Origin of the sequence: Propioniciclava sp. (genome assembly GCF_036744435.1) — a bacterium.
Taxonomy (GTDB): Bacteria; Actinomycetota; Actinomycetes; order Propionibacteriales; family Propionibacteriaceae; genus Propioniciclava.
In genome coordinates, this window is sequence record NZ_DAIOIA010000004.1 from 26,812 (window position 1) to 47,980 (window position 21,169).

25 protein-coding genes are annotated in these 21,169 nt (G+C 69.9%); 7 read left to right on the top strand and 18 right to left on the bottom strand.

Translation table 11 applies throughout. From position 1 onward, the window contains the following. Nucleotides 1-42 precede the first annotated feature (42 nt). The 7 genes from V7E09_RS01080 to V7E09_RS01110 form a co-directional block, all read right to left on the bottom strand. Nucleotides 43-429, bottom strand: a complete 387-nt coding sequence (locus tag V7E09_RS01080; RefSeq protein ID WP_324510093.1) for a DUF6394 family protein — start codon at nucleotides 427-429, stop codon at nucleotides 43-45. 75 nt (nucleotides 430-504) lie between these two features. Further along, nucleotides 505-1,512, bottom strand: coding sequence for an FKBP-type peptidyl-prolyl cis-trans isomerase (locus V7E09_RS01085; protein ID WP_324510092.1), 1,008 nt, complete (start codon nucleotides 1,510-1,512; stop codon nucleotides 505-507). Nucleotides 1,513-1,557: 45 nt separating this feature from the next. Then, a complete protein-coding gene (locus V7E09_RS01090) occupies nucleotides 1,558-2,295 on the bottom strand; it encodes a pseudouridine synthase (protein ID WP_324510091.1) in 738 nt (245 codons plus the stop codon). Beyond that, entirely contained in the window at nucleotides 2,292-2,936 is a 645-nt protein-coding gene (gene scpB / locus V7E09_RS01095; RefSeq protein ID WP_324510090.1) for an SMC-Scp complex subunit ScpB, read from the bottom strand. The genes V7E09_RS01090 and scpB overlap by 4 nt, the downstream gene beginning before the upstream one ends. Continuing rightward, complete coding sequence (locus V7E09_RS01100) at nucleotides 2,929-3,753, bottom strand: segregation and condensation protein A (protein ID WP_324510089.1); 825 nt, start codon at nucleotides 3,751-3,753, stop codon at nucleotides 2,929-2,931. Before V7E09_RS01100 ends, scpB begins: the two co-directional genes overlap by 8 nt. Further along, the gene (locus V7E09_RS01105; protein WP_324510088.1) at nucleotides 3,750-4,184 is read right to left on the bottom strand and encodes a cobyrinic acid a,c-diamide synthase; all 435 of its coding nucleotides are present in this window, start codon (nucleotides 4,182-4,184) and stop codon (nucleotides 3,750-3,752) included. The genes V7E09_RS01100 and V7E09_RS01105 overlap by 4 nt, the downstream gene beginning before the upstream one ends. Further along, nucleotides 4,169-5,059 (bottom strand): ParA family protein, encoded by an 891-nt coding sequence (locus V7E09_RS01110; protein ID WP_324510087.1) that lies wholly within the window; start codon nucleotides 5,057-5,059, stop codon nucleotides 4,169-4,171. The genes V7E09_RS01105 and V7E09_RS01110 overlap by 16 nt, the downstream gene beginning before the upstream one ends. 123 nt (nucleotides 5,060-5,182) lie before the next feature. On the opposite strand from V7E09_RS01110, the gene V7E09_RS01115 reads away from it, so the two are divergent. Together V7E09_RS01115 and V7E09_RS01120 are read left to right on the top strand one after the other, a co-directional pair. Beyond that, nucleotides 5,183-5,659: a MarR family winged helix-turn-helix transcriptional regulator gene (locus V7E09_RS01115; protein WP_324510086.1), complete on the top strand. Its 477-nt coding sequence runs from the start codon at nucleotides 5,183-5,185 to the stop codon at nucleotides 5,657-5,659. Between the two features lie 53 nt (nucleotides 5,660-5,712). Then, nucleotides 5,713-6,147 (top strand): VOC family protein, encoded by a 435-nt coding sequence (locus tag V7E09_RS01120; RefSeq protein WP_324510085.1) that lies wholly within the window; start codon nucleotides 5,713-5,715, stop codon nucleotides 6,145-6,147. Between the two features lie 27 nt (nucleotides 6,148-6,174). On the opposite strand, the gene V7E09_RS01125 is transcribed toward V7E09_RS01120, so the two are convergent. The 3 genes from V7E09_RS01125 to V7E09_RS01135 are packed head-to-tail and all read right to left on the bottom strand — an operon-like array spanning nucleotide 6,175 to nucleotide 9,497. Next, nucleotides 6,175-7,107 carry a site-specific tyrosine recombinase XerD gene (locus V7E09_RS01125; RefSeq protein WP_324510084.1) on the bottom strand — a complete coding sequence of 311 codons (933 nt, stop codon included), beginning with the start codon at nucleotides 7,105-7,107 and terminating at the stop codon, nucleotides 6,175-6,177. 31 nt (nucleotides 7,108-7,138) lie between these two features. Then, nucleotides 7,139-7,834 carry an NUDIX hydrolase gene (locus V7E09_RS01130; RefSeq protein ID WP_324510083.1) on the bottom strand — a complete coding sequence of 232 codons (696 nt, stop codon included), beginning with the start codon at nucleotides 7,832-7,834 and terminating at the stop codon, nucleotides 7,139-7,141. Beyond that, nucleotides 7,827-9,497: a CTP synthase gene (locus V7E09_RS01135; protein WP_324510082.1), complete on the bottom strand. Its 1,671-nt coding sequence runs from the start codon at nucleotides 9,495-9,497 to the stop codon at nucleotides 7,827-7,829. The genes V7E09_RS01130 and V7E09_RS01135 overlap by 8 nt, the downstream gene beginning before the upstream one ends. Before the next feature lie 86 nt (nucleotides 9,498-9,583). Here V7E09_RS01135 and V7E09_RS01140 point away from each other — a divergent pair, with 86 nt between their 5' ends. Together V7E09_RS01140 and V7E09_RS01145 are read left to right on the top strand one after the other, a co-directional pair. After that, the gene (locus V7E09_RS01140) at nucleotides 9,584-11,443 is read left to right on the top strand and encodes a putative nucleotidyltransferase substrate binding domain-containing protein (protein ID WP_324510081.1); all 1,860 of its coding nucleotides are present in this window, start codon (nucleotides 9,584-9,586) and stop codon (nucleotides 11,441-11,443) included. Between the two features lie 2 nt (nucleotides 11,444-11,445). Continuing rightward, nucleotides 11,446-12,129, top strand: coding sequence for an exonuclease domain-containing protein (locus V7E09_RS01145; protein ID WP_324510080.1), 684 nt, complete (start codon nucleotides 11,446-11,448; stop codon nucleotides 12,127-12,129). 9 nt (nucleotides 12,130-12,138) lie between these two features. Here V7E09_RS01145 and V7E09_RS01150 read toward each other — a convergent pair whose 3' ends face one another. From V7E09_RS01150 to V7E09_RS01175, 6 genes are all read right to left on the bottom strand, one after another. Further along, nucleotides 12,139-12,834 carry a YggS family pyridoxal phosphate-dependent enzyme gene (locus tag V7E09_RS01150; RefSeq protein ID WP_324510079.1) on the bottom strand — a complete coding sequence of 232 codons (696 nt, stop codon included), beginning with the start codon at nucleotides 12,832-12,834 and terminating at the stop codon, nucleotides 12,139-12,141. 44 nt (nucleotides 12,835-12,878) lie between these two features. Continuing rightward, nucleotides 12,879-13,598, bottom strand: coding sequence for a DUF5134 domain-containing protein (locus V7E09_RS01155; protein WP_324522918.1), 720 nt, complete (start codon nucleotides 13,596-13,598; stop codon nucleotides 12,879-12,881). 189 nt (nucleotides 13,599-13,787) lie between these two features. After that, nucleotides 13,788-14,756 carry a VWA domain-containing protein gene (locus V7E09_RS01160; protein ID WP_324510137.1) on the bottom strand — a complete coding sequence of 323 codons (969 nt, stop codon included), beginning with the start codon at nucleotides 14,754-14,756 and terminating at the stop codon, nucleotides 13,788-13,790. Further along, nucleotides 14,753-15,712 (bottom strand): VWA domain-containing protein, encoded by a 960-nt coding sequence (locus tag V7E09_RS01165; protein ID WP_324510077.1) that lies wholly within the window; start codon nucleotides 15,710-15,712, stop codon nucleotides 14,753-14,755. Before V7E09_RS01165 ends, V7E09_RS01160 begins: the two co-directional genes overlap by 4 nt. After that, nucleotides 15,709-16,710 carry a DUF58 domain-containing protein gene (locus V7E09_RS01170; RefSeq protein WP_324510136.1) on the bottom strand — a complete coding sequence of 334 codons (1,002 nt, stop codon included), beginning with the start codon at nucleotides 16,708-16,710 and terminating at the stop codon, nucleotides 15,709-15,711. The genes V7E09_RS01165 and V7E09_RS01170 overlap by 4 nt, the downstream gene beginning before the upstream one ends. 58 nt (nucleotides 16,711-16,768) lie before the next feature. Continuing rightward, nucleotides 16,769-17,827: an AAA family ATPase gene (locus tag V7E09_RS01175; protein WP_324522919.1), complete on the bottom strand. Its 1,059-nt coding sequence runs from the start codon at nucleotides 17,825-17,827 to the stop codon at nucleotides 16,769-16,771. Nucleotides 17,828-17,970: 143 nt separating this feature from the next. Between V7E09_RS01175 and V7E09_RS01180 the strand changes: the two genes are divergently transcribed. Together V7E09_RS01180 and V7E09_RS01185 are read left to right on the top strand one after the other, a co-directional pair. Then, complete coding sequence (locus V7E09_RS01180; protein ID WP_324510075.1) at nucleotides 17,971-18,825, top strand: hypothetical protein; 855 nt, start codon at nucleotides 17,971-17,973, stop codon at nucleotides 18,823-18,825. Next, the gene (locus tag V7E09_RS01185; protein WP_324510074.1) at nucleotides 18,822-19,667 is read left to right on the top strand and encodes an HAD family hydrolase; all 846 of its coding nucleotides are present in this window, start codon (nucleotides 18,822-18,824) and stop codon (nucleotides 19,665-19,667) included. The genes V7E09_RS01180 and V7E09_RS01185 overlap by 4 nt, the downstream gene beginning before the upstream one ends. Here V7E09_RS01185 and V7E09_RS01190 read toward each other — a convergent pair. Continuing rightward, nucleotides 19,658-19,999 carry a metallopeptidase family protein gene (locus V7E09_RS01190; RefSeq protein ID WP_324510135.1) on the bottom strand — a complete coding sequence of 114 codons (342 nt, stop codon included), beginning with the start codon at nucleotides 19,997-19,999 and terminating at the stop codon, nucleotides 19,658-19,660. The two genes, V7E09_RS01185 and V7E09_RS01190, sit on opposite strands and share 10 nt — an antisense overlap. 107 nt (nucleotides 20,000-20,106) lie before the next feature. On the opposite strand from V7E09_RS01190, the gene rpiB reads away from it, so the two are divergent. Continuing rightward, nucleotides 20,107-20,571: a ribose 5-phosphate isomerase B gene (rpiB, locus tag V7E09_RS01195; RefSeq protein WP_324510073.1), complete on the top strand. Its 465-nt coding sequence runs from the start codon at nucleotides 20,107-20,109 to the stop codon at nucleotides 20,569-20,571. On the opposite strand, the gene V7E09_RS01200 is transcribed toward rpiB, so the two are convergent. Next, a complete protein-coding gene (locus V7E09_RS01200) occupies nucleotides 20,519-21,166 on the bottom strand; it encodes an NAD(P)H-dependent oxidoreductase (RefSeq protein ID WP_324510072.1) in 648 nt (215 codons plus the stop codon). The two genes, rpiB and V7E09_RS01200, sit on opposite strands and share 53 nt — an antisense overlap. Nucleotides 21,167-21,169 lie beyond the last annotated feature (3 nt).

Genomic DNA, 21,169 nt, shown 5'->3' on the forward strand with positions numbered 1-21,169 from the left:
CACGGTGCCGAGGGTGTGCGTCGAGAGCGCCGCATCCCGGCCTCAGTGGTGACGGAAGTTTGCGGTCTCGATGACCATCAGCACCACCGAGACGATGTTGGCCAGCAGGGCTCCCAGCGCCAACGACACCACGCTGGACATGGCGCCTGCCGTCAGCGGCTGGGGAGCGATCTGGGTGATCCAGATCCACACCACGGCGGCACCGATGAGCTGGATCGTCGCGACCAGACTGGTCGCCAGGTGCATGGCCCCCATCTGCGTCCGGTCGCCGAACTTCAAGATCGTGGCGACGATGTTCACGACCACGGCGGCGTACAACTCGGCCACATTGTGCAGGTCGGGGTTGCCGATGTCACCGGTGACGTAGCCGAAGTTCAGCGTGGCCGCGAGCAGCACGAAGAAGCCGAAAACCACCTTCTCCAGGTTCATGGCGCCACCCTAGCTGCCGGGCGCGTGGCCCTGGGTGCGCGCGCCCCGCGGCTTCCCCCGGGACACGCAGGCCGATCACCCGTTGGCGGTGGCGAACAAGATGTCGACGACGTAGACCAGCGTGTCCCCGGCCTCGACGGTCGGGGAGGTCGCGTTGCCGTCGGGATAGGCCTGGTCCGGCGGAATGATCATGATGACGCGGGAACCGATCGGGCGACCCACGAGCCCGGTCCGCCAGCCGGGGATCATCTCGGACAGCTGGGCCGCGTCGGCGGCGTCGTAGCTGTCCTCGATCATCTGGCCGGTCTTCCACGACCAGCCCCGGAATTTCACCAGCATGACGTCGCCCTCCGCGACGGCCGGCTGCTCACCGGTGATCAGGTTCTCGGCGATCAGGGTGCTGGGCGGAGTGGACCCGCTGGGGATCGACACCGTCGGCTTGCCCCCGTCGTCACCGACCGTCACGGGAAGACTGGGCTGGTTGACGGTGCCGGTCGCCTGTCCGATGGACACGGCGACCACGTCGACGACGAACACAAGCGAGTCGCCCACCTCGATGCCTGCAGCTGAGGACCCCCCGGATGAGTCGTAGCCGTCGCTGCCCGGCATCGCGATCAGGACGCGCTCCCCCGCCTTGGCGCCCGTCAGGCCCTTGGTGAAGCCGGCCACGACCTGCGACAGCGAGAACACGGCCGGGGTGCCCTTGGACCAGGAGGAGTCGAACACCTGGCCGGTGCGCCCATTGACGCCGACGTAGTTCACCTCGACGTAGGAGTCGGCGACCGCCTCCGGGCCCGCTCCGGGCGTGAGCACCTGCCGACGCGTCTCGTCGATGGCCCACGGCGACGGCACCGTCACGGTGGGGGCGCTCCCCAGGTCACCCGTCACCGTGATCCCGTCCAGGCTGGACGAGGGGGTGATCGGGGTGGCACTGGCGGTCTCGGTCGGCGTCGCGGAGGCTGTCGCGGTGTCGCTGGCGGTCGGCGTCGCGCTCGGTTCGGGCGAACCGCCGCAGGCGGCGAGCGTCAGCGCGAGCGCGAAGCCCAGCGCGACCGAGGCGGCTGCTTTGAGGGAATTCTGCACCTCGGCATTCTACCGAGGCTTTCTGTGGGCCGGCGCCCGCGGTCGCTACAACCGGACGGCGTCCAGCAAGGCGCCCAGTTCCGCGGAGGTGACCTCCCGCAGCTCGCCGGGCCGCAGCCGCCCCATGCGGACCGGCCCGATCTGCGTGCGCGACAACGCCGTGACCGGGTGTCCGACGGCGTCGAACATGCGCCGCACGATCCGGTTGCGGCCCTCGTGCAGGACGACGGTCACCATCGTCTTGTGCCGGGCCTTCGCCCCCAGGCGGATACGGTCGGGTTTGACGGGGCCGTCCTCCAGGCGGATGCCCGCGGCGAGCCGCTTGAGGGTGGCCTCGTGGAGATCCCCCTCGACCTCAGCCACATAGGTCTTGGTCAGTTCGAAGCTCGGGTGCATCATCGCCTGGGCGAAGTCGCCGTCGTTGGTGAGCAGGATCATCCCGTCGGTGTCGGTGTCGAGGCGTCCCACATGGAACAGCCCCTGCCGGGAATGCGCCCCCAGGTAGTCGCTGAGCGTGGGCCTGCCCTGCGGGTCGCTCATCGTGGAGACGACGCCCCGGGGCTTGTTGAACACCAGGTATGCGTGCTCCCGCGGCGGTGGGATCCGGGCGCCGTCCACGCGGATGACGTCACGCCGTGGATCGACGCGGCGGCCCTGTTCGAGGACCAGTTCCCCGTTCACCTCGATCCGGCCTTCAGCCACCATCTGCTCGGCGGCTCGCCGGGATGCCACCCCCGCCTGGGCGAGCACCTTCTGGAGCCGGATGCCTTCGTGGTCGCTCATGCGTCCTCCTTGCCCTGCGGCCTCGCCGCGTCGTCGTGAGTCGGTGTCCCCGCCTCGTCGTCCACCTGCAGGATCGCTTCGGCCTGCCCGGCCAGTTCGGCCTCGAGCAGGGAAGCCTCCGGCAGGTAGGGGGCGATCGGGGGGAGTTCGTCGAGGCTGCTGAACCCCATCTTCTCCAGGAACACCGGGCTGGTGCGAAACAGCATCGCGCCGGTCTCCTGGGAGGGTCCCGCTTCTTCGAGGAGCCCGCGGGTGACCAGGGTGCGCATGACGCCGTCCACGTTCACGCCGCGGATGCCCGAGACGCGAGAGCGGGAGATCGGCTGCAGATAGGCGACCACGGCCAGGGTTTCCAGGGCGGCCTGGGACAACTTGGCCTGTTGCCCCTCTGTGACCCAGCGCGCGATCAGGTCCGCGTGCTCGGTCCTGGTGTACAGCCGCCACCCGTGACCCACCTGCCGCAGTTCGAAACCCCGGCCGGTGTCGTCGTAGAACCGCGCGAGCTCCTCCAGCGCCGCCCACACCTCGGGGGCAGGCACGTCGAGTGCCTGCGCGAGTTCGGCAGCACCCAGCGGTTCGGTGGCCATCAGCAACAGCGCCTCCACGGGCGCGGTGATGACGGTGTCGGGACGCTCACTCATGGTGCTCTCCTTGGGGCGGGACGCCGGTGAACTCATCGATGTGGGATGCCTCATACCCTGCGGCGTCCGAAGCCGTCCAGCGGACGGTGAGCTCGCCGAGGGGAGCGAGCTGATCGAAGGCGACGGCGCGCTGCCGGGCAAGTTCCAGCAGGGCGAGGAACCGGGCGACGACCACGAGGCGATCCCCCGCGTCCGCGACGAGCGCCCGGAACGTCACGCTCCCCGCCTCACGCACTCGAGTGACGATGAGGTGGGCCTGCTCGCGGACGCTCACCGCGGGGGCGTGCAGGTGCGCCAACGAGATGGCGTCCTCCGGTTTGGGTTGCAGGGCCCGGGCGGCCAGCCATGCGAGTTGCTCCCCGTCGACGGTGAGCACCACCTCGGGCAGCAAGGTGGCGTAGGCCTCCTCCAACCCGCCCGGCCGGGGGTGGCGGCGTCCTTCCGCCTCCAGGCGTCCGCGAAACAGTGTGGAGACCTGCTTGAAGGCCCGGTACTGCAGCAGCCGCGCGAACAGCAGGTCGCGCGCCTCGAGCATGGCGATGTCCTCGGCGTCCTCGACCTCCCCGGCGGGCAGCAGCCGGGCGGCTTTGAGGTCGAGCAAGGTCGCGGCGACCACGAGGAAGGAGCTGGTCTGATCCAGGTCCCAGTCCGATCCGAGCGCTCGGAGGTGAGCGATGAACTCGTCGGTGACCGCGGAGAGCGCCACTTCGGTGACGTCGAGTTTGTGGCGGGAGATGAGCTGCAGCAGCAGGTCGAACGGCCCCTCGAAGTTGGTCAGTTTGACGGTGAAGCCCGCGGCGGCCTCCGGTGGGGTCACGACTCGGCGGCGAGCCGGCGCACGACGTCGGCGCCCTCCGGGTCGGCCGCGATGCTCGCCAGCGCCGAGGCGATGGCCGCGCGCACGATCCGCCCGCGGTCCACCGCCAGCCCATGCTCGGCCCGGAGGTCGAGCCGGAGCCGTTCCAGGGCGAGGAGTTCCTCGCTGCTCACGTACACGGTGATCTTTTCCTCGTGCCGGACGCGGCCGCTGTGCTCCACGGAGCCGCGGCGCCGACGCGGAGCCGCGCCGGACGTCCCGGCGGGTGCGTCACTGGCCCGGAGCTCCTCGTGGGGGGACGGCTCAGCCTGGGCTGCGGTCCGTCGCCTGCGCACGGGGCGCTCGCCTGCGGCGTCTGCGGGCTGCTCGCTACCCACGTCGGTGGGGCGGAACAGTTCGGAGGCCCCCGGCAGTCCTACACGTCGGGGCATCGCAGGAGCACCTCCTTGGCCAGGTTGCGGTAAGCCTCGGCGCCGGGACTGGAGCTGGCGTAGGTGGTGATGGGTTCGCCGGCCACGGTGGTCTCGGGGAACTTCACCGTGCGCTTGATGACGGTGTGGAACACCGTGTCGCCGAAGGCCTCCACAACGCGTTCGAGGACCTCCCGGCTGTGCAGCGTCCGGCCGTCGTACATGGTGCCGACGATGCCGAGCACCTTGAGGTCGGGGTTCAGGCGTTCGGTCACCTTGGTGATGGTGTCGGTGAGCAGCGCCACGCCGCGCAGCGCGAAGAACTCACACTCCAGGGGGATGAGGGCGTAGTCGGAGGCGGTGAGGGCGTTGACGGTCAGGAGGCCGAGGCTGGGGGCGCAGTCGATGATGATGACGTCGTAGTGGCTCCTCACGGGGGCCAGGACGCGGCGCAGCGTCTGTTCCCGGGCCACCTCGGAGACGAGTTGGACCTCGGCTGCCGAGAGGTCGATGTTGGCGGGCAGCAGGTCCAAACCGTCGACGTTGGTGGGCAGGATCACCTCCTCGATCGCCACGCCGCGGCCGAGCAGCAGGTTGTAGATCGAGGTGTCGAGGTTGTGGGGGTTGACGCCCAGGCCGACGGACGCCGAGCCCTGCGGGTCGAAGTCGACCAGCAGTACCTTGCGGCCGAGTTCGGCCAACGCCGCCCCCAGGTTGATCGTGGTGGTCGTCTTGCCGACGCCGCCCTTCTGGTTGGTCATCGCGATGATCACCGCGTTCCGGGGATCCTCGCGCGGCGGACGCGGCTCCCCCAGGTCCGGCCAGGGACGTCCCGTGGGGCCCAGTTCCCCCGCTGCCGCCGGTTCCTCATCGAACAGGACGGGGTTCTTGCTCACGGGTTCCTCCTCGGGTTGGATATCGGGAGAAGCCTACGCCTCAAATAGAGACAAAATGACATCGTGGAGGCACCCGGCTCGACGAACTACTTGACCTTTCAAGTTTGTTGGTAGGATGGTGCCATGGCTGAGGTGCGGTGGTTGAACGACGGCGAGATTGAGGCGTGGCTGAAGTTCCGCGCCGTCATCGAGGTGTTCCCCGGTGTGCTGGACAGTCAGCTGCGCCGCGACGAGAACCTGACCCACATGGAGTATCAGGTGCTGGCCATGTTGTCCGAGGTGCCCGAGGCGACGCTGCGCATGTCCGCCCTCGCGGCCCGCTCGAACGCCACCCTCACCCGCATGTCGCACGTGGTGACCCGCATGAGCGTGCGCGGGCTCGTGGAGCGGCTGGCCTGCGTGAAGGACGGCCGAGCCACGAACGTCCACCTCACCGCGACCGGGCGCGACGCCCTCGTCGCGGCGGCGCCGGGTCACGTGGCGCAGGTGCGCGCCTCCCTCATCGACGCCGTCACCCCCGAGCAACTGCAGCAACTCGGCGACATCTGCGACGCGATCTTGGACCGCATCGACCCCGACGGCGTCGTCACCTCACGCTGACCCCGCCGGTGGCGGGGGTTGCTCTGTCAGCGTCCACCCCGCACCCTGGACCCATGGCCCTCACCGTGCAGATCACCTTCGATGCCCACGACCCGGCCGCCCTGGCGGAGTTCTGGGCGCTCGCTCTCGGTTACGAGCTGGAGCCTCCCCCCGCGGGTTTCCAGACCTGGGAGGAGGCCCTGGACGCCTGGGGCGTCCCCGCAGGCGACCGCAACCGTGCCTCCGCGCTCCGCGATCCCGCAGGCCACGGGCCCCGGGTGTTCATCCAGCGGGTCCCCGAGGACAAGACGGCCAAGAACCGGCTCCACCTGGATCTACGCGCCGCCGAGGGGATCCCCCGGGAGGAACGGATGGCCGCTTTGGAACAGCGCGCGCAGACGCTGGTGGACGCTGGGGCCACGCGCGTGAGCCGCCACGAACCCGACCGCCTCGGTCAGGGTCACATCGTCATGCAGGACCCCGAGGGCAACGAGTTCTGCCTCGATTGAGTCCTGGCCCGTCCGCGCCCGCGGACGCTATCGCGCCCGGGGATGCGCCGACACGAACACCTCGCGCAGGTGCTCAGCGGTCACCAGCGTGTAGAGCTGCGTGGTCGCCACGGAGGCGTGCCCCAGCAACTCCTGCACGACGCGCACGTCCGCACCCCCATCGAGCAGGTGCGTGGCGAAGGAATGCCGCAGGGTGTGCGGGCTCACCGCGACCCCCAGTCCGGCGCTCTCCCCCGCCGCCGCGAGGATGTTGTAGGCCGACTGCCGGCTCAGCCGGGCTCCGCGCGCGTTGAGCAGCAGCGCCGGACCTGGGCGCCGGGCGGAGGCGATCATCGCCGGGCGGCCGCGCACCAGCCAGGCACCCAGCGCCGCCCGGGCGTAGCTGCCCAGCGGAACGATGCGCTCCTTGCGTCCCTTGCCGAACAGGCGTAGCCCCAGGTCCGGGTCCTCGAGCTGGGCGCTGACGTCGTCGACATCGAGGGCCAGTAACTCCGAGACCCGGGCGCCCGTCCCGTACAGCAGCTCCAGCAGTGCGGCATCGCGCAGCCCCATCGGCGTGTCCAGGTCGGGAACCGCCAGCACCGCCTGCACCTGATCCAGCGACAGGGCCTTCGGCAGCCGCTTGGCTCGCCGGGGCGGGGCGATCTCCGCCGCAGGATCGCCGGAGGCGTCGCCGTCGCGCACCGCAAACCTATGCAGCGAGCGGACGGCTGCGACACCACGCGCCACCGAGGACGCCGCCAGACCGGGACGGGACGCATCCCCGGACCGCAGCCAGGCCGCGAAGGCGGCGACATGCTCCGCCTCCACCTCCGCGATGGACGACACGCCCTGCGCCTCCAGCCAGCCCGCGTACCGGCCCAGATCGCGCCGGTAGGCGGCGACCGTGTGCGCGGAGGCACCGACCTCGGCTTCGAGATGATCCAGGTAGGCCGCGACGACCCCGGCCAGCGAGCTCATGCTCCGCCGCCGCGCCGACGCGCGCCCGGGCTCATGCCGAGGCGTCGAGGGCCGCGAGGTCGGCGGCCCGCTGCGCGGCCGCCTCACGGGCCAACCACGGCGCGTCCGCCGCGCGCAGTTCGTCCACCCGCCCCGACCGCAGCGCGGCATACGCCGCCAGCGATCCCGCGACCAGGGTCGGGTTCTGCACCGTCCCGGCGAGGACGGCCGTCACGAGGTCCTCCAGCGGCACGAGGCACACGTCCATGTCGGCTTCCTCGCCGTGCAGCTCGAACCCGTCGGGACGCGGCGCGTCGCGCAGGTCACGGGCCAGGAAGATCCGCAGCGTCTCGGCCAGGCATCCAGGCGAGGTCAGGTAGTCGGTCAGGACGCGCCAGTCTCCGGCCGCGAGGAGCGCCTCTTCGGCCAGTTCCCGTTCGGCCGCCGCAAGCCAGGTCTCTCCCGCTGCGTCCAGCAGCCCGGCGGGCGGCTCGATCAGCCGGAACCCGACGGGGTGGCGATACTGCCGCACCACGACGACCCGTTCCTGGTCGTCGAGGGCGATGATCCCGACGGCTCCCGGGTGCTGCAGGTAGTCGCGCACCATCGACTCCCCCTGCGGGGTGGCGACGGTGTCGCTGACGAACGTGCTCACCTTGCCCTGGCCCACGACCCGGTGCTCCACGATGGGCCAGCTCAGCGGCACGTCCGCGATGTCACCGGGAGCCAGCACCGGCAGCTCACGCATGCGCGGCCTCTTCGGTGAACAGCCGCTGGCTGCGCCGCCGCTCGACCGCGGCCGCGATCAGCCCGGCGAACAGCGGGTGCGCCTTCGTGGGTCGCGACTTGAACTCGGGATGCGCTTGGGTTGCGACGTAGTAGGGGTGCAGGGCGGAATCCAGCTCCACGAACTCCACCAGCTTTCCGTCGGGGGACGTCCCGGACACCTTCAGACCGGCGGCCTCGATCTGCTCGCGGTAGGCGTTGTTGACCTCGTAGCGGTGCCGGTGACGCTCGGAGACCCGCGTCGTGCCGTACGCGGATGCGACGAGCGAGCCGGGGGTCAACACGGCCGGATAGGCGCCCAGCCGCATGGTGCCGCCCAGGTCGCCTGCGCCTTCGACGAACGCCTGCTGTTCGGCCATCGTGGAGATCACCGGGAACTCGGTGTCAGGATCGAACTCGGTGGAGGCCGCACCCTCCAGGCCGGCCAGGTTGCGGGCCGCCTCCATCACCATGCACTGCAGTCCCAGGCACAGCCCTAGGGTCGGGATCTGGTTCTCGCGGGCGTAGGTGAGGGCACCGAGTTTCCCCTCGACGCCACGGATGCCGAAACCTCCGGGGATCAGCACGCCATCAACCTCGGCCAGATGCCGCGCCGCGCCCTCCGGGGTGGCGCACTCATCGGAGGCGACCCACACGACGTTGACTTTGGCGTAGTTGGCAAACCCGCCCGCCCGGAGCGCCTCCGACACCGACAGATAGGCGTCGGGCAGGTCGATGTACTTGCCGACCAGGGCGACCGTGACCTCCTCCTTGGGGTGATGGACGCGGTCGAGCAGATCGTTCCAGCGTCGCCAGTTCACGTCGCGGAAGCTGACGCCGAGGCGCCGAACGACGTAGGCGTCCAGACCCTCGTTGAACAGCACCCGCGGGATTTCGTAGATCGAGCCGGCGTCGGGGCACGAGATGACGGCTTCCTCGTCGACGTCACACATCAGCGCGATCTTGCGCTTGATGCCCGCTGGCACGTCGCGCACGCAGCGCGCCACGATCGCGTCGGGCGTGATGCCCACCTGGCGCAGCGCGGCGACCGAGTGCTGGGTGGGCTTGGTCTTGAGCTCCCCCGAAGGGCCGATGTAAGGCACCAGCGAAACGTGCAGGAAGAACACGTTGTCACGGCCGACTTCCCGGCGGACCTGGCGGGCGGCCTCCAGGAACGGCAGCGACTCGATGTCGCCGACGGTGCCGCCGATCTCATGGATGATGACGTCGGTGCGGCCGTCGTTCATGGCCAGCATGTCGTCGCGGATCTGGTTGGTGATGTGCGGGATCACCTGGACGGTATCCCCGAGGAAGTCACCACGGCGTTCCTTGGCGATGACCGTCGAGTACACCTTGCCGGTGGTCACGTTGGCCTCGCCGGTCAGGCTGACGTCCAGGAAGCGCTCGTAGTGGCCGATGTCCAGATCGGTCTCGGCGCCGTCCTCGGTCACGAACACCTCGCCGTGCTGGAACGGGTTCATGGTTCCCGGATCGACGTTGAGGTAAGGATCCAACTTCTGCATGGTCACGCGCATACCGCGCGCCACCAGAAGCGATCCGAGGCTTGAGGCCGTGAGGCCCTTCCCCAACGAGGAGGCAACGCCCCCGGTCACGAAAATGTGCTTGGTCTCTTGCGCGTCTCCCACGGACCTCCAGCATAGGCGCTCCGCCCGCACATCGGTGCCACCACGTCGGATGCCGGATGCACCCCGAACGTGATTGGGTGGCAGGCATGGACGTTGAACTCGCAATGGTGCGGGACTTCCTCGCAGAGCACGAACCCTTCAGCATGCTGCCCGCCGACACCCTCGACGGGCTGCCCTCCCGGCTGCTCACCCGGTATTACCGTCGAGGAAGCGTCTTGGTGGAACACGGTGCTGCGAACGCCTACCTGTTCATCCTCCGCTCCGGAGCGGTCGACATCCTGGACGCGCAGGGCGCCCTGGTGGAGCGCACCGAGGTCGGCGAATCGTTCGGTATCTCCTCGGTGATGACCGGCGGCCCCAGCAACTACCGGCTCGTCGCCCACGCGGATTCGCTGTGCCTCCTGCTGCCCGCCGACGAGTTCTCCCCGCTCATGGCGTCCTCGCCCGACCTGAGCCGGCACTACCTGGACCAGCAGGCGGGGAGGATCAAGACGGCCATCGCGTCGGTGCGGGCCCAGGACGCCGGCTCGGCGATCCTGCGCACCCGGGTGCGCGACATCGTGCGCACCGCCCCGATCACCATCACCGGCCGAGACAGCGTCCGCGACGCGGCGACGTTGATGACCCAGCGACGGGTGTCCGCGCTTCTGGTCACCGAGGGTGACCTGCTGGTCGGGATCCTCACCGACCGCGACCTGCGCGCCAAAGTGGTCGCCCAGGGGCGCCCCGCCACGGAACCGGTGTCGGCGATCATGTCGCCGGATCCCCTCTCGGTCTCCCCCGACACGCTCGCCTTCGAGGTGCTCGTGCTGATGAGTCAGCGCGGCTTCCACCACCTGCCGGTCCTGGAGGGCACCCGGCTGCTGGGCATGATCACCGCAGGGGACCTGATGCGTCTGGAGCAGGCCAACCCGAGCTACCTGGTGGGGCAGATCGAACGCCAGGCCAGCGTCGAGGACCTGGCCGCGACAGCAAGCCGGCTCCCCGAGGTGGTGTCCGCGGCCGCCGGCCAGGACGCCACCGCCGCGGACGTCTCCCGCGTCGTCACCGCCATCGTCGACGCCCTCACCCGCAAGCTGATCGGGCTGGCCGAGGACGCGCTGGGTCCCGCCCCCGCGGAGTACTGCTGGGTCGCCCTGGGGTCGCAGGGCCGCCTGGAAGCGGGACTGGGCTCCGACCAGGACAATGCCCTGATCCTGGGTCGCGACCCGGCCCCTGCGGAGGCCGACTGGTTCGCCGCCCTGGCGGCATTCGTCGTCGACGGACTGGAGCGCTGCGGGTTCCCGCGCTGCCCCGGCGACATGATGGCGTCCAACCCCGCGTGGCGGCAGTCGGTCGCGGGCTGGGAACACAGCTTTGGGCGATGGATCGGCACACCCGATCCGGACGCCATGCTGCACGCTCAGACATTCCTCGACATGCGGGCGGTCCACGGCGACCGCAGCCTCGCGGAGCGGGTGCACGCGCACGCCGTCGCCCTGGTCCCGGGTTCCCCCCGCTTCCAGGCCCACCTGGCCAAGGAGGCGCAACGGTTCGAGCCCCCCTTGGGGTTCTTCCGCGACTTCGTCGTGGAGAGCGCCGGGGAACACCGCCATGCGCTGGACCTGAAGGTCGGCGGCATCACCCCGGTGGTGCAGTTGGCGCGCCTGGTCTCACTGGCCGCCGGGTCGGCCGCACTGAGCACCGGGGAGCGGCTGCGGGCGGCGGCCGGGACGGGCGCGCTCTCGCAGGAGAGCGCCGCGAGCCTGGGCGACGCGTTCGAGTTCATCGGCTATGTGCGCCTGCAGCATCAGGTTCGGCAGTTCGCCACCGGAGCCTCGGTCGACAACTACATCGACCCGACCTCGCTGAGCTCCTTCGAGCGGCGGCACCTCAAGGAGGCGTTCGGCATCATCCGCGGGCTGCAGAAAGCAGTCGCCTACCGGTACCGGACGGATGTGACCTAGACATGACCTGGTCACCGTTCTTCGGGCTGCGCCGGGCGCGCGCCGCCCGGCGCGCCACCGGCGCGCTCGGCGACTTCTACGCCGTCCCGGCCCCCGCTGCCGACACCCCTCTCGACGACCTAGGACTCCTGGCCGTCGACGTCGAGACCACCGGCCTGAATCCCCAGGTCGACACGGTGGTGAGCATGGGCCACGTCCCCGTCGACGGCCGGAGCATCCTCCTCGGATCCGCCGCCCAGCATGTTCTCGACGCCGGGGTCGCGGTCGGCCAGTCCGCCGTCTTCCACGGGATCACCGACGACGCCCTCGCCGAGGGCGCAGACCTCGACGATGCGATGTCCGCCGTGCTGGCGGCGTTACGTGGCCGGGCCATGCTGGCTCACTTCGCCTACATCGAGCGCCATTTCCTGTCCCGGCTGTGCGAGCGCCTCTACGGCGCTCCGCTGGTCGTCCCCGTGGTGTGCACGCTGGTGCTGCACGACTCCCTGGTCAACCGGGGGTTCGACGACGAGGCCCGAGCGGGCCAACTGCGGCTGTGGACCGCGCGGGCGCGCTACGGGCTGCCCAGCTACCCAGCGCACGACGCACTCGTCGACGCGCTGGCCTGCGCGGAGCTCTATCTCGCTCAGACGGCCGAACTGGGGCAGCTGGGAACACTGTCGCTGGGGGCTGTGGCGACGCGATGAGTCGCCGGGTCAAGCCTGAGCCGGCCGCGTCCCGAAGATGACGCTGCCCAGACGGACGCAGGTTGCACCCTCCTCCACGGCCAGCTCGAAGTCGCCGGACATGCCCATGGACAGTGCGCCGAACTCGGGCCCGTAGACGTCGCGAAGCCGGTCACGCAGGTCGCGCAGGCAGGCGAAACTGCTGCGGATCGCGTCCCGGTCGGTGGTGTGGGCGGCCATGGTCATGAGGCCGCGAACCTCCAGATGCGGACACGCGCGCAGCGTGGCGACCGCCGCAGGGGTGTCCTCCGGGCGGAATCCCGCCTTGGCGGCCTCACCTGAGGTGTTGACCTGAACCAGCACCGGCAGCGTGCGGCCCAGTGCATCCAGCCGCCGCTCCAGCGCCTCACCCAGGGCGACGGAGTCGAGGGACTGGAGTTCCGCTGCATGTTCGGCGATCAGCTTGGCCTTGTTGGTCTGGACGCGTCCGATCGCCACCCAGGAGAGGTCGAGATCGGCCAGTTCGGCGGCGCGGCGGGCGACTTCCTGCGGACGGTTCTCGCCGAACCGGCGGTAGCCCGCCCCGGCGGCGCGCCGCACGGCTGCGTCCGGATGCGTCTTGCTGACGGGGAGCAACTCGACCTCGGTGGTGTCCCGTCCGGCACGGCTGCACGCCGCGTCGATCCGGGCTCGCGCCTGCCGCAGGTTCTCCAGCACGTCAGCCATAGCGTCAGGACTACCACACCCGCACCGGTCGCGGGCCGCCGACGTCAGGCCTGAAGCACTGCCAGGAAGGGCAGCAACCCCGCGACCAGACCGACGCTCATCCAGAACATCCCGAGGTTCATCGCCGCCCCCATGGCGGCGTGCGCCCGCTCAGAGACCGAACCGACCGGGCGCGGATCGTGGCATCCCGCAGCGGCGGGGACGTGCGCCGCGTGCTCGCCAGACGACCGGCTCGTCACGTGCCCGGATGCATGGCCCGCCTGGGGACGGACGAGGTCGACGAGCGCGGAGAGCCCCATCCACAGCAGTGCGGCCATGAAAGGCAGCCCGACCCAGGCGACCACGTCGCCGGATCCGGCCATCGTGTGACCAGCGTGCTCGCCCATGCCGTGCTCGGACATCTGGGCCATCTTGACCATCATCCCGATCAGGTGCCAGGCCATGGCGGCGAACATCACCGCATGCCCCACGAAGTGCGGCCGGACGGAGCCGGGGCCACGGACCGCCAGGGCGACGAACCACCCGGCGGCCACGACGAAGAACCCTGCCTGGACGCTGAGGGGGACCACCGCGCTCAGCGCGGCGTACGTGCTGCGTGGGACCATCGCCAGCATCACCAGCGACATGATCAGATGCAGGCCGTTGGAGATGCGGTGCTCGGTCGTGGTGGAGCGGACGAGTTCGACGGCGCTCCACACAGTGCACCAGGCGAACAGGATCAGCAGGCCGACGTACATGACCGGCGTGGTGGCGAATGAGAACATGGACGGTTTCCTCCCTCGGTGACATGACCGAGGAGCATGAGCTCCTCATCATCGGGTCACCGAGGCGTGAAACGGACGCCGGGCGCTGGGATGAGTTGCACGGACCGGCGCGGACGCCGGTGGCGCAACAGTAGAACAATCAACCTCCGGACGCCAGCCACCCCACACCGCGCCGCCCGGGACGCCCGATCAGGGCCAGCGCGCCGCCAGGGAACCGACCGCAAGGCTGGCCAGGACGGCGAACGCCAAGGCGATGCCCGCATACAGTTCGGTCACCTCTTGGTCGACCTGCTCGTAGCCGACGGAGCTGGCGATGCTGGAGTAGACGCGTTCGAGCTCGTTCGCCGACCCGGCCCGGAACGCCTCGCCACCCGATTCGCGGGAGACGGTGGCCAGTTCGGCCGGGTTCACCGGGACGGGTTCGCGGCGGCCGTTGCTGATCACATAGCCGTTCGCCGTGCCGTAGGCGATCGTGTAGATCGGGTAGCCGGCCTCCTTGGAGTCACGGGCCGCCTGCTGGCTGGAACGTCCGATGTTGGTGTATCCGTCAGACAGCAGCACGATCGCCCCGGGCGTCGGATCGTCAGGATGATCGGGATCGGGGGGTACCAGCGCCATGGCGTCCAGCGAGCTGTAGATCCCTTCGCCGATCGCCGTGGACGGCGCCAGCTGAAGGTTCTCGATGGCGCGATTCACCAGGCCGCGGTCCAAGGTGGGCGGGACGATGATCGACGAGGACCCGGCGAACGCCACCAGCGAGACGTTGAAGCCGGTGGGCAGCATGCCGACGAAGTCCTGGGCCGCCGCTTTGGCCGCCACCAGCCGGGTGGGGTCGATGTCGGTGGCCTCCATGGAACGGGAGACGTCGATGGCCACGACGATCGTCGCCCGCTCCCGGGGGACCATCACCGTGTCCTTGGGCTGCGCGAACGCCACCGTGAGTGACGCCAGGCTCAGCACGGCCGCCACCACCGCGACGTGCCGCTTCCACGCGGCTTGCTTGGGCAGCACCTTGCTGAGGTTGTCGATTCCGAAGCGCTTGTTACGCGTCGCGCTTCGCCGGACGAGGGCGGCATAGACCAGCAGCAGCAACGGGACCAGCACCAGCAGCCACAGCCGGTCGGGGTGGAAGAACGAGATCAGCGGAGTAACGATCATGGCCATCGAGCTCCCAACGACACGGCCGCCAGGGCAGCCACGACCGCGAACGCGAGACCGTACCCGGCCCAGGTTGCGGTGGTTTCCTTCTTGACCTCGTCGTAGCCGATCTCGGAACGGATCGACTGGTAGACGCGGCTCAGGTCGCCGGCGGACTCAGCGGCCGCGAAGGAGCCTCCGGTCTCGCTGGCGATGGTGCGCATCAGGTCGGCATCGGGTGGGACGCGCTCACGCACGCCGTCGAGATCGACCGAGCCGTTCTCGGTGCCGTAGGCGATGGTGTGGATGGGAACCGAGTCGGTCTTCGCCTGCAGGGCGGCTTGGAGCGGCGCGCGTCCGGCGGTGTTTTGGCCATCGGACAGCATCACGATCGTCCCGGGCGCCGCCGATCCGTCGTCGCCCTTGGGCGCCATCTCGATGGCGCTGAGCGCGACGTAGATCGCGTCGCCGACAGCGGTGGAGTCCTGCAGGGTCAGACCGTTGATGGCGCGCACCGCCATCGTCCGATCCGTCGTCGGACCCAGGCGTGTGGCGGGGTTGCCGGACATCGACACCACGGCCACGTTGTACTGCTCGGGCAGCGAGTTCACGAAGTCGATCGAGGTCGCCTTGGCGGCCTCGAGCCGGCTGGGCGCCACGTCGGTGGCGGCCATCGATTGCGAGACGTCGATGACCAGCACGATGGTCGCGCGCTCGCGGGGAACCCGGTCGATGCCGTTGGGGCGGGCCCAGGCGAGCACGAGCGTGACGAGGCTGAGCAGCGACAAGGCGACCGCGAGGTGGCGGCGCCACTGGGACTGTTTGCGCACCACCCTGCCGAGCACGGCGGTGTTGGTGAACCGCATCCCGGTGCGCTTGCGGCGCCGCGTGGCGAGGATATACACGAGGATGAGCACGGGCACCACGGCCAGCATCCACAGCCGTTCGGGCTGCAGGAAGGCTTCGCTCAGGTTCATCGGCTCACCCCCTGGGGCGGCTGATGAAGCTGGCTGGCGACGCGCCGGTAGGACAGCACGAACCGAGCGATGTCCTCCACCCAGTCGCGGTCGGTGCGCAACTGGATGTGGGCCACCCCTGCCCGCCGGAACGCGATGCGAATGCGCTCGCGCTGGGCTGAGGAGGCAGCGTTGAAGCGCTCACGGGCGGCCGCGTCGGAGGTGTTGATGTACCGGGCGAAGTCGCTCTCGGGATCGCGGATCAAGATGTCGCCCACGTCGGGGAACTCCACTTCGCGCCGGTCCACGACCTCGACGCAGATCACCTGGTTCTTCACGGCGAGCCGCCGCAACGGACGCTCCCATTCGGGAGGCACGCTCGGGTCGAGTTCGGTGTCGTCGGGACTGAGGAAGTCCGAGACCACGACGCGCAGGCCCCGCCTGCGCTGGGTGCGGGCCAACTGGTCGATCCCGCGGGTCAGGGAGTAGGGGCCGCTGGCGTGGTCGGGGACCACGGGCTCGGTGAGCATCTTGCGCAGCAGGGAGTACAACGCCATCCGGCCCGACCGCGCGGGGATCCGCACCAGCGCCTCGGGGCGCATGATGAACGCTCCGAACCGGTCGCCCATCTTCTGGCTGAGGAACCCGATGGTCGCGATCGCGGCGATGCCCAGATCGCGTTTGGTGACGCCTTCCGTCCCCCAGTTCATGGACGGGGTGGCGTCCAGCAGCGCCCACACCTCCAGCTCACGGTCGGCGACCGTGTCCCGGACGTGCGGGGTCTGGGTGCGGGCGGTGACCGCCCAGTCCATCTTGCGTACGTCGTCTTGGCCGGGCACGTACAACCGGGCGTCGTTCGTCTCGGAACCGGAGCCGGGCAGGAGCCCGCGATGGTCGCCGTGCAGGTATCCCTCCATGCGGCGCACCACCGCCAGTTCGAGACGCTTGAGCGCCTGCTCGGGGGCGAGCTTGCTCAGCGGGATGGTGGCACCGGTGGGTTCGCGCAGCACGGAGGCCACCGCGCCGAGGTCGTCGGCGGTGGCGAAATCTGGGCGGTCCTGAGTGGTCACGGGTTCCTTACGGGTGGACGCGACCAGGCTCGTAATGGTGCTCGGTGCGTGCCTGCTGCCGTTGCTGGTCGTTCCAGACGGGCGTCGGGGCAGGAACCATCGCGATCAGTCGCTCGACGACCTGGACAGGCGAGATGTTGTCGGCGATGGCGTCGAAGCCCAGGACGAGGCGGTGGGCCATCACGTCCTGGGCGACCGCCTGGACGTCGGTGGGCAGGACGTAGTCGCGCCCGTGGATCAGGGCGAGCGCCCGCGCTGCGGCGACGAGGCCCAACGTGGCGCGCGAGGAGGCACCCACGGAGATGACCGGATCCAGGTCCGGCATGCCGAACTCGACGGGGTTCCGGGTGGCCATGACCAGCCGGACGATGTACTCGGCGACGAGGTTGTGCACGAAGACGTTGCTGGCCATGTTCTGCAGCGCCAGCACGCGCTCGGTGTCGAGGAGGTTGCGCGCCTCCGGCGGCTGAACGCTCATCCGCCGCAGGATCTCGAACTCCTCGTTGCCCCGCGGATAGGGGACGTCGATCTTCAGCAGGAAGCGGTCGCGCTGCGCTTCCGGCAGCGGGTACACGCCCTCGGACTCGATGGGGTTCTGGGTGGCGATGACGCTGAACGGCTTGGGCAGCGGATAGGTCTTGCCGCCGAGGGAGACCTGACGCTCGGCCATGAGCTCCAGCATCGCCGACTGCACCTTGGCAGGGGCCCGGTTGATCTCGTCGGCGAGGACGAAGTTGACGAAGACGGGCCCCAGGACCGTGTCGAACTTCTCCTGGCTGGCCGAGTAGATACGGGTGCCGACGATGTCGGAGGGCACCAGGTCGGGAGTGAACTGGATCCGGGCGAAGTCGCCGCCCACGACGGTTGCGAACGTCCGGACCGCCAGCGTCTTCGCGGTGCCGGGGACGCCTTCGAGCAGGATGTGGCCCTTGGCGAGCAGACCGACCATCAACTGCTCGACCATGTGCTCCTGGCCGACGATGACCCGCTGCACCTCGGCGATCGCCTCGCCCAGGAGTGTGGCCGCCTGTGCCGTGGTGTAGGCGGGCTGGCTGGATGCTGTCACGCGCGTGTTCTCCTTGGTACGGGGCGGACGCTGAACGAACGCGACCGACCTTACCCGGTGACGCTGTGACCTCCTCGAGCGGCGGCCCGCCACGGAATCGGCTGGCCGAAGCCCTGGGTGAACGATGCGGCACAATGGCAGTGATGACCGACCACGAATTCCCGCAGCCCCCCGAGCCCGACGACGGCGACGGCGCCCTGCTGCATCCCCTTCTCCCGGTCGATCCGCCCCGCGTGGGCGGGTACTGGCTTGAGGCGCGCGTCGCCGCCTCCCCGTCCGGCGTCGCGTACACCGCGCACGCCGCCGGGGGCGCGGGCGCGTTGGTGCTGATGCTCAGCGAAGGGGCCGCCGACGATGCCGCCGCGGTCGACCGGTTCGCCGGCACCGTCGAGAAGATGCACATCGACACGGTGCTGGGGCGCGGCGGGCGCGGCCAGGAGACGGGCAGGCTGGCTGGCAAGTACGTGGCCCCCGCCGACAGCCCGACTCCCCCGGATGCGACGCCGGACGCCCCGTGGGCCGCGCTGGCCTACGACGGTTCCCGCACCGCCGTGGCGGAGGCGGAGCGCGTCCTGGCGGAGGTGGACCTGTCGTGGCTGCCCAACCTGGGCGAGCAGCACGGGCCCGGCTATGCCTTGCACTGGATCGACAAGGTCGCCCCCGGCGTGGCCCGGCAGTGGCCGCTGCCCTGGCCGGGCAAACCGGAGCGCGCCGGGTGGGCGACCGTCTTCATCTCCTGGCTGATCATGATGATGATGATGGCCCTGGCCGTGCTCATCGCGATCTTGCTGTTCCAGACCACGCCCCCGCAGAACGCGCCCGATCCCGTCCCGAACACGGCCTCGGCCAGCGGTGGGTCGGGGTCGCCCTCGCCGCAGTCCGGGTCGCCGTCCCCGCAGACGGGATCGGCCAGCCCCGAGCAGAGTTCCGGCTCCCCCGAACCGTCGGGTTCCGCCTCGGAGAGTGCGAGTTCCCCGACGCCCAACAGCCGCCTATGACGACGGTCCGGCTGATCGCGACCGACCTCGACGGCACATTGTTGGGCCCGGATGGACGGATCGCGGCGCCGGACGCCCACGCGCTCCTGCAGGCAAGCCAGCGCGGCATCCACTTGGTCGTCGCGACGGGGCGGCCCGCACGCTGGCTGGGCTGCCTGGAACCCATCCTGGCGGCGAAACCGCTTGTCATCGTCAGCAACGGGGCCGCTGTCGTGGACCTGGCCTCCGGCCGCATGACCCGCGTCCAGGCGATCCCGGGGGACGCTGTCGCCGCGGTGGCGGGACGCCTGCGGGCCGCTCGCCCGGAGGTGCTGTTCGGCATCGAACACGGCTTTGAGTTCCACTGCGAGCCGGCCTGGCCCCTGCGGGAGTTCGATCCGTCCGGGACGCTGGTGGAGGATCCGCGCGCCGTGAGGCGCGCCCACTGGGAAGAGTTGGCTGCGGGGACGTCACCGGTGGTGAAGCTCCTCGCCATGGCCGAGGGGGTGACGATCGACGCGTTCGCCACGCAGGCGACCTCGCTCGTCGGCGACCTCGTCACCGTCACGCATTCATCGCCCCCGGGGAGCCGCGGCATGGTCGAGATGAGCGCCTCGGGGGTCACCAAGGCGACCACGCTGGCCCGGCTGGCCGCAGAACTCGGTGTCGCGCCGGGAGCGGTGGCGGCCTTCGGGGACATGCCCAACGATCAGGCGATGCTGGAGTTCGCCGGACGGGGTTTCGCGATGGGTAACGCCCATCCCGCGCTGCGGTCGCGGTTCGAGGCGGCACCCGGCAACCACGAGGGGGGCGTCGGACACACGGTGCGCGCCCTGCTGGGGCAGCCTTCCGATCAGGCGTAACCGAGGTCGTGGAGTCGCGCGTCGTCGATGCCGAAGTAGTGGGCAATCTCGTGGACGACGGTGATGCCAACCTCCTCCACGACCTCCTCGCGGGTCTGGCACATCCTCAGCGTGGGGTTCTTGAAGATCACGATCCGATCCGGCAGCACCGCGCCGTACTCGTGGTCACGCTCGGTGAGCGGCACCCCGTCGTAGACGCCCAGAAGGTCGGGTTCGTCGGCGGGAGGCTCGTCCTCGACGACGATCACGCAGTTCTCCAGGAGATCCAGCAGGCTCGCGGGGATCGAGTCCAGCGCGTCAGTGACGTGCCCCTCGAACTCGTCGTCCGTCATCGCGATCACGGGCCCACCATATCCGGGACCGTGCACGGCAACGCTGTCACTCGAGCACGCCACCCCTTTAGACTTGGGGAAAGATCACACCTATCTGGGGGAACCACATGAAGATCGCCATCGGCTCCGACAGTTCCGGCGCTGAACTCAAGGACATCGTCGTCGCACACCTGGTCGAGGCTGGTCACGAGGTGACCGACGTCGGCTGGGACGGCACCGGCGAGGCCGAGTACTCCGCCCACTATGCCCGCCAGGTAGCTCACCTGATCCGCGACGAGGAGGCCGAGCGAGGCGTCCTCATCTGCGGCACAGGCATCGGTATCTCCATCTCGGCGAACAAAGTTCGGGGTATCCGCGCCGCCGTCTGTTCGGAGCCGTTCACGGCCCGGCACACCCGTGAGCACAACGGCAGCCAGATCATCGCGTTCGGCGCCTTCGTCGTCGGCCCGCAGATGGCCTGCGCCATCACCGACGCCTTCCTGGGGGCGGAGTTCAAGGGCGGCATCTTCACCGAGCGGTTCAACCTGATCGCCGCACTGGAGGATGAGGAACTGGCCGCCGCACGCGACTAAACGATGCGCGGCCGATCCCCGCAGACACCTCCTCGTCCGCGGGGCTCGGCCTCAGCAGGCCTGCGAACTCGTCGGTGGCCCGGTCGATTTGAGCCGCCACCGACGCCTCGATGGTGGCCTCTCGCCGGAAGGCTTCCTGCGGCCAGTCCGGCGTCAGCGTGATCGCTGACGCCACGACGTAGCGGCCCGCCGCCAGGTGCGCGGGTGCCAGTCCCTGCAACACCGGACGCAGCCCGTAGTCGAGGGCCAACACGTGCCCGGCCGACCCGCCCACCATGAATGGCAGCACGGTCGTGCCACGCAGCCCACTCATGGGGAACAGGTCCAGGAACGCCTTGACCGGGGCAGCGATGGAGGCCTGGTGGACGGGCGAGGTGACGATCAGCCCGTCCGCCCGGGTCACCGCCTCCACGACGGCGACCAGAGAGGGATGATCGACGTCGCGCCACAGCAGCGACTCGGCGGGCAGTTCCCGCAGATGAACCTCGACGACGTTGTGACCCGCCGCGACGAGCCTGTGGCCCGCACGGCGGCCGACGGCGTCCGCACGGGATCCCGGAGGCCGGGCGCTGAGCACCGAGACGATTCTCGCCACGAC

What these genes read in the sequence shown, in the direction of transcription:
- V7E09_RS01080 (WP_324510093.1), bottom strand. Translation starts at nt 429, where the DNA reads ATGAACCTGGAGAAGGTGGTTTTCGGCTTCTTCGTGCTGCTCGCGGCC.
- V7E09_RS01090 (WP_324510091.1), bottom strand. Translation starts at nt 2,295, where the DNA reads ATGAGCGACCACGAAGGCATCCGGCTCCAGAAGGTGCTCGCCCAGGCG.
- scpB (WP_324510090.1), bottom strand. Translation starts at nt 2,936, where the DNA reads ATGAGTGAGCGTCCCGACACCGTCATCACCGCGCCCGTGGAGGCGCTG.
- V7E09_RS01105 (WP_324510088.1), bottom strand. Translation starts at nt 4,184, where the DNA reads ATGCCCCGACGTGTAGGACTGCCGGGGGCCTCCGAACTGTTCCGCCCC.
- V7E09_RS01115 (WP_324510086.1), top strand. Translation starts at nt 5,183, where the DNA reads ATGGCTGAGGTGCGGTGGTTGAACGACGGCGAGATTGAGGCGTGGCTG.
- V7E09_RS01120 (WP_324510085.1), top strand. Translation starts at nt 5,713, where the DNA reads ATGGCCCTCACCGTGCAGATCACCTTCGATGCCCACGACCCGGCCGCC.
- V7E09_RS01125 (WP_324510084.1), bottom strand. Translation starts at nt 7,107, where the DNA reads ATGAGCTCGCTGGCCGGGGTCGTCGCGGCCTACCTGGATCATCTCGAA.
- V7E09_RS01130 (WP_324510083.1), bottom strand. Translation starts at nt 7,834, where the DNA reads ATGCGTGAGCTGCCGGTGCTGGCTCCCGGTGACATCGCGGACGTGCCG.
- V7E09_RS01140 (WP_324510081.1), top strand. Translation starts at nt 9,584, where the DNA reads ATGGACGTTGAACTCGCAATGGTGCGGGACTTCCTCGCAGAGCACGAA.
- V7E09_RS01145 (WP_324510080.1), top strand. Translation starts at nt 11,446, where the DNA reads ATGACCTGGTCACCGTTCTTCGGGCTGCGCCGGGCGCGCGCCGCCCGG.
- V7E09_RS01150 (WP_324510079.1), bottom strand. Translation starts at nt 12,834, where the DNA reads ATGGCTGACGTGCTGGAGAACCTGCGGCAGGCGCGAGCCCGGATCGAC.
- V7E09_RS01155 (WP_324522918.1), bottom strand. Translation starts at nt 13,598, where the DNA reads ATGTTCTCATTCGCCACCACGCCGGTCATGTACGTCGGCCTGCTGATC.
- V7E09_RS01160 (WP_324510137.1), bottom strand. Translation starts at nt 14,756, where the DNA reads ATGATCGTTACTCCGCTGATCTCGTTCTTCCACCCCGACCGGCTGTGG.
- V7E09_RS01165 (WP_324510077.1), bottom strand. Translation starts at nt 15,712, where the DNA reads ATGAACCTGAGCGAAGCCTTCCTGCAGCCCGAACGGCTGTGGATGCTG.
- V7E09_RS01180 (WP_324510075.1), top strand. Translation starts at nt 17,971, where the DNA reads ATGACCGACCACGAATTCCCGCAGCCCCCCGAGCCCGACGACGGCGAC.
- V7E09_RS01185 (WP_324510074.1), top strand. Translation starts at nt 18,822, where the DNA reads ATGACGACGGTCCGGCTGATCGCGACCGACCTCGACGGCACATTGTTG.
- V7E09_RS01190 (WP_324510135.1), bottom strand. Translation starts at nt 19,999, where the DNA reads ATGACGGACGACGAGTTCGAGGGGCACGTCACTGACGCGCTGGACTCG.
- rpiB (WP_324510073.1), top strand. Translation starts at nt 20,107, where the DNA reads ATGAAGATCGCCATCGGCTCCGACAGTTCCGGCGCTGAACTCAAGGAC.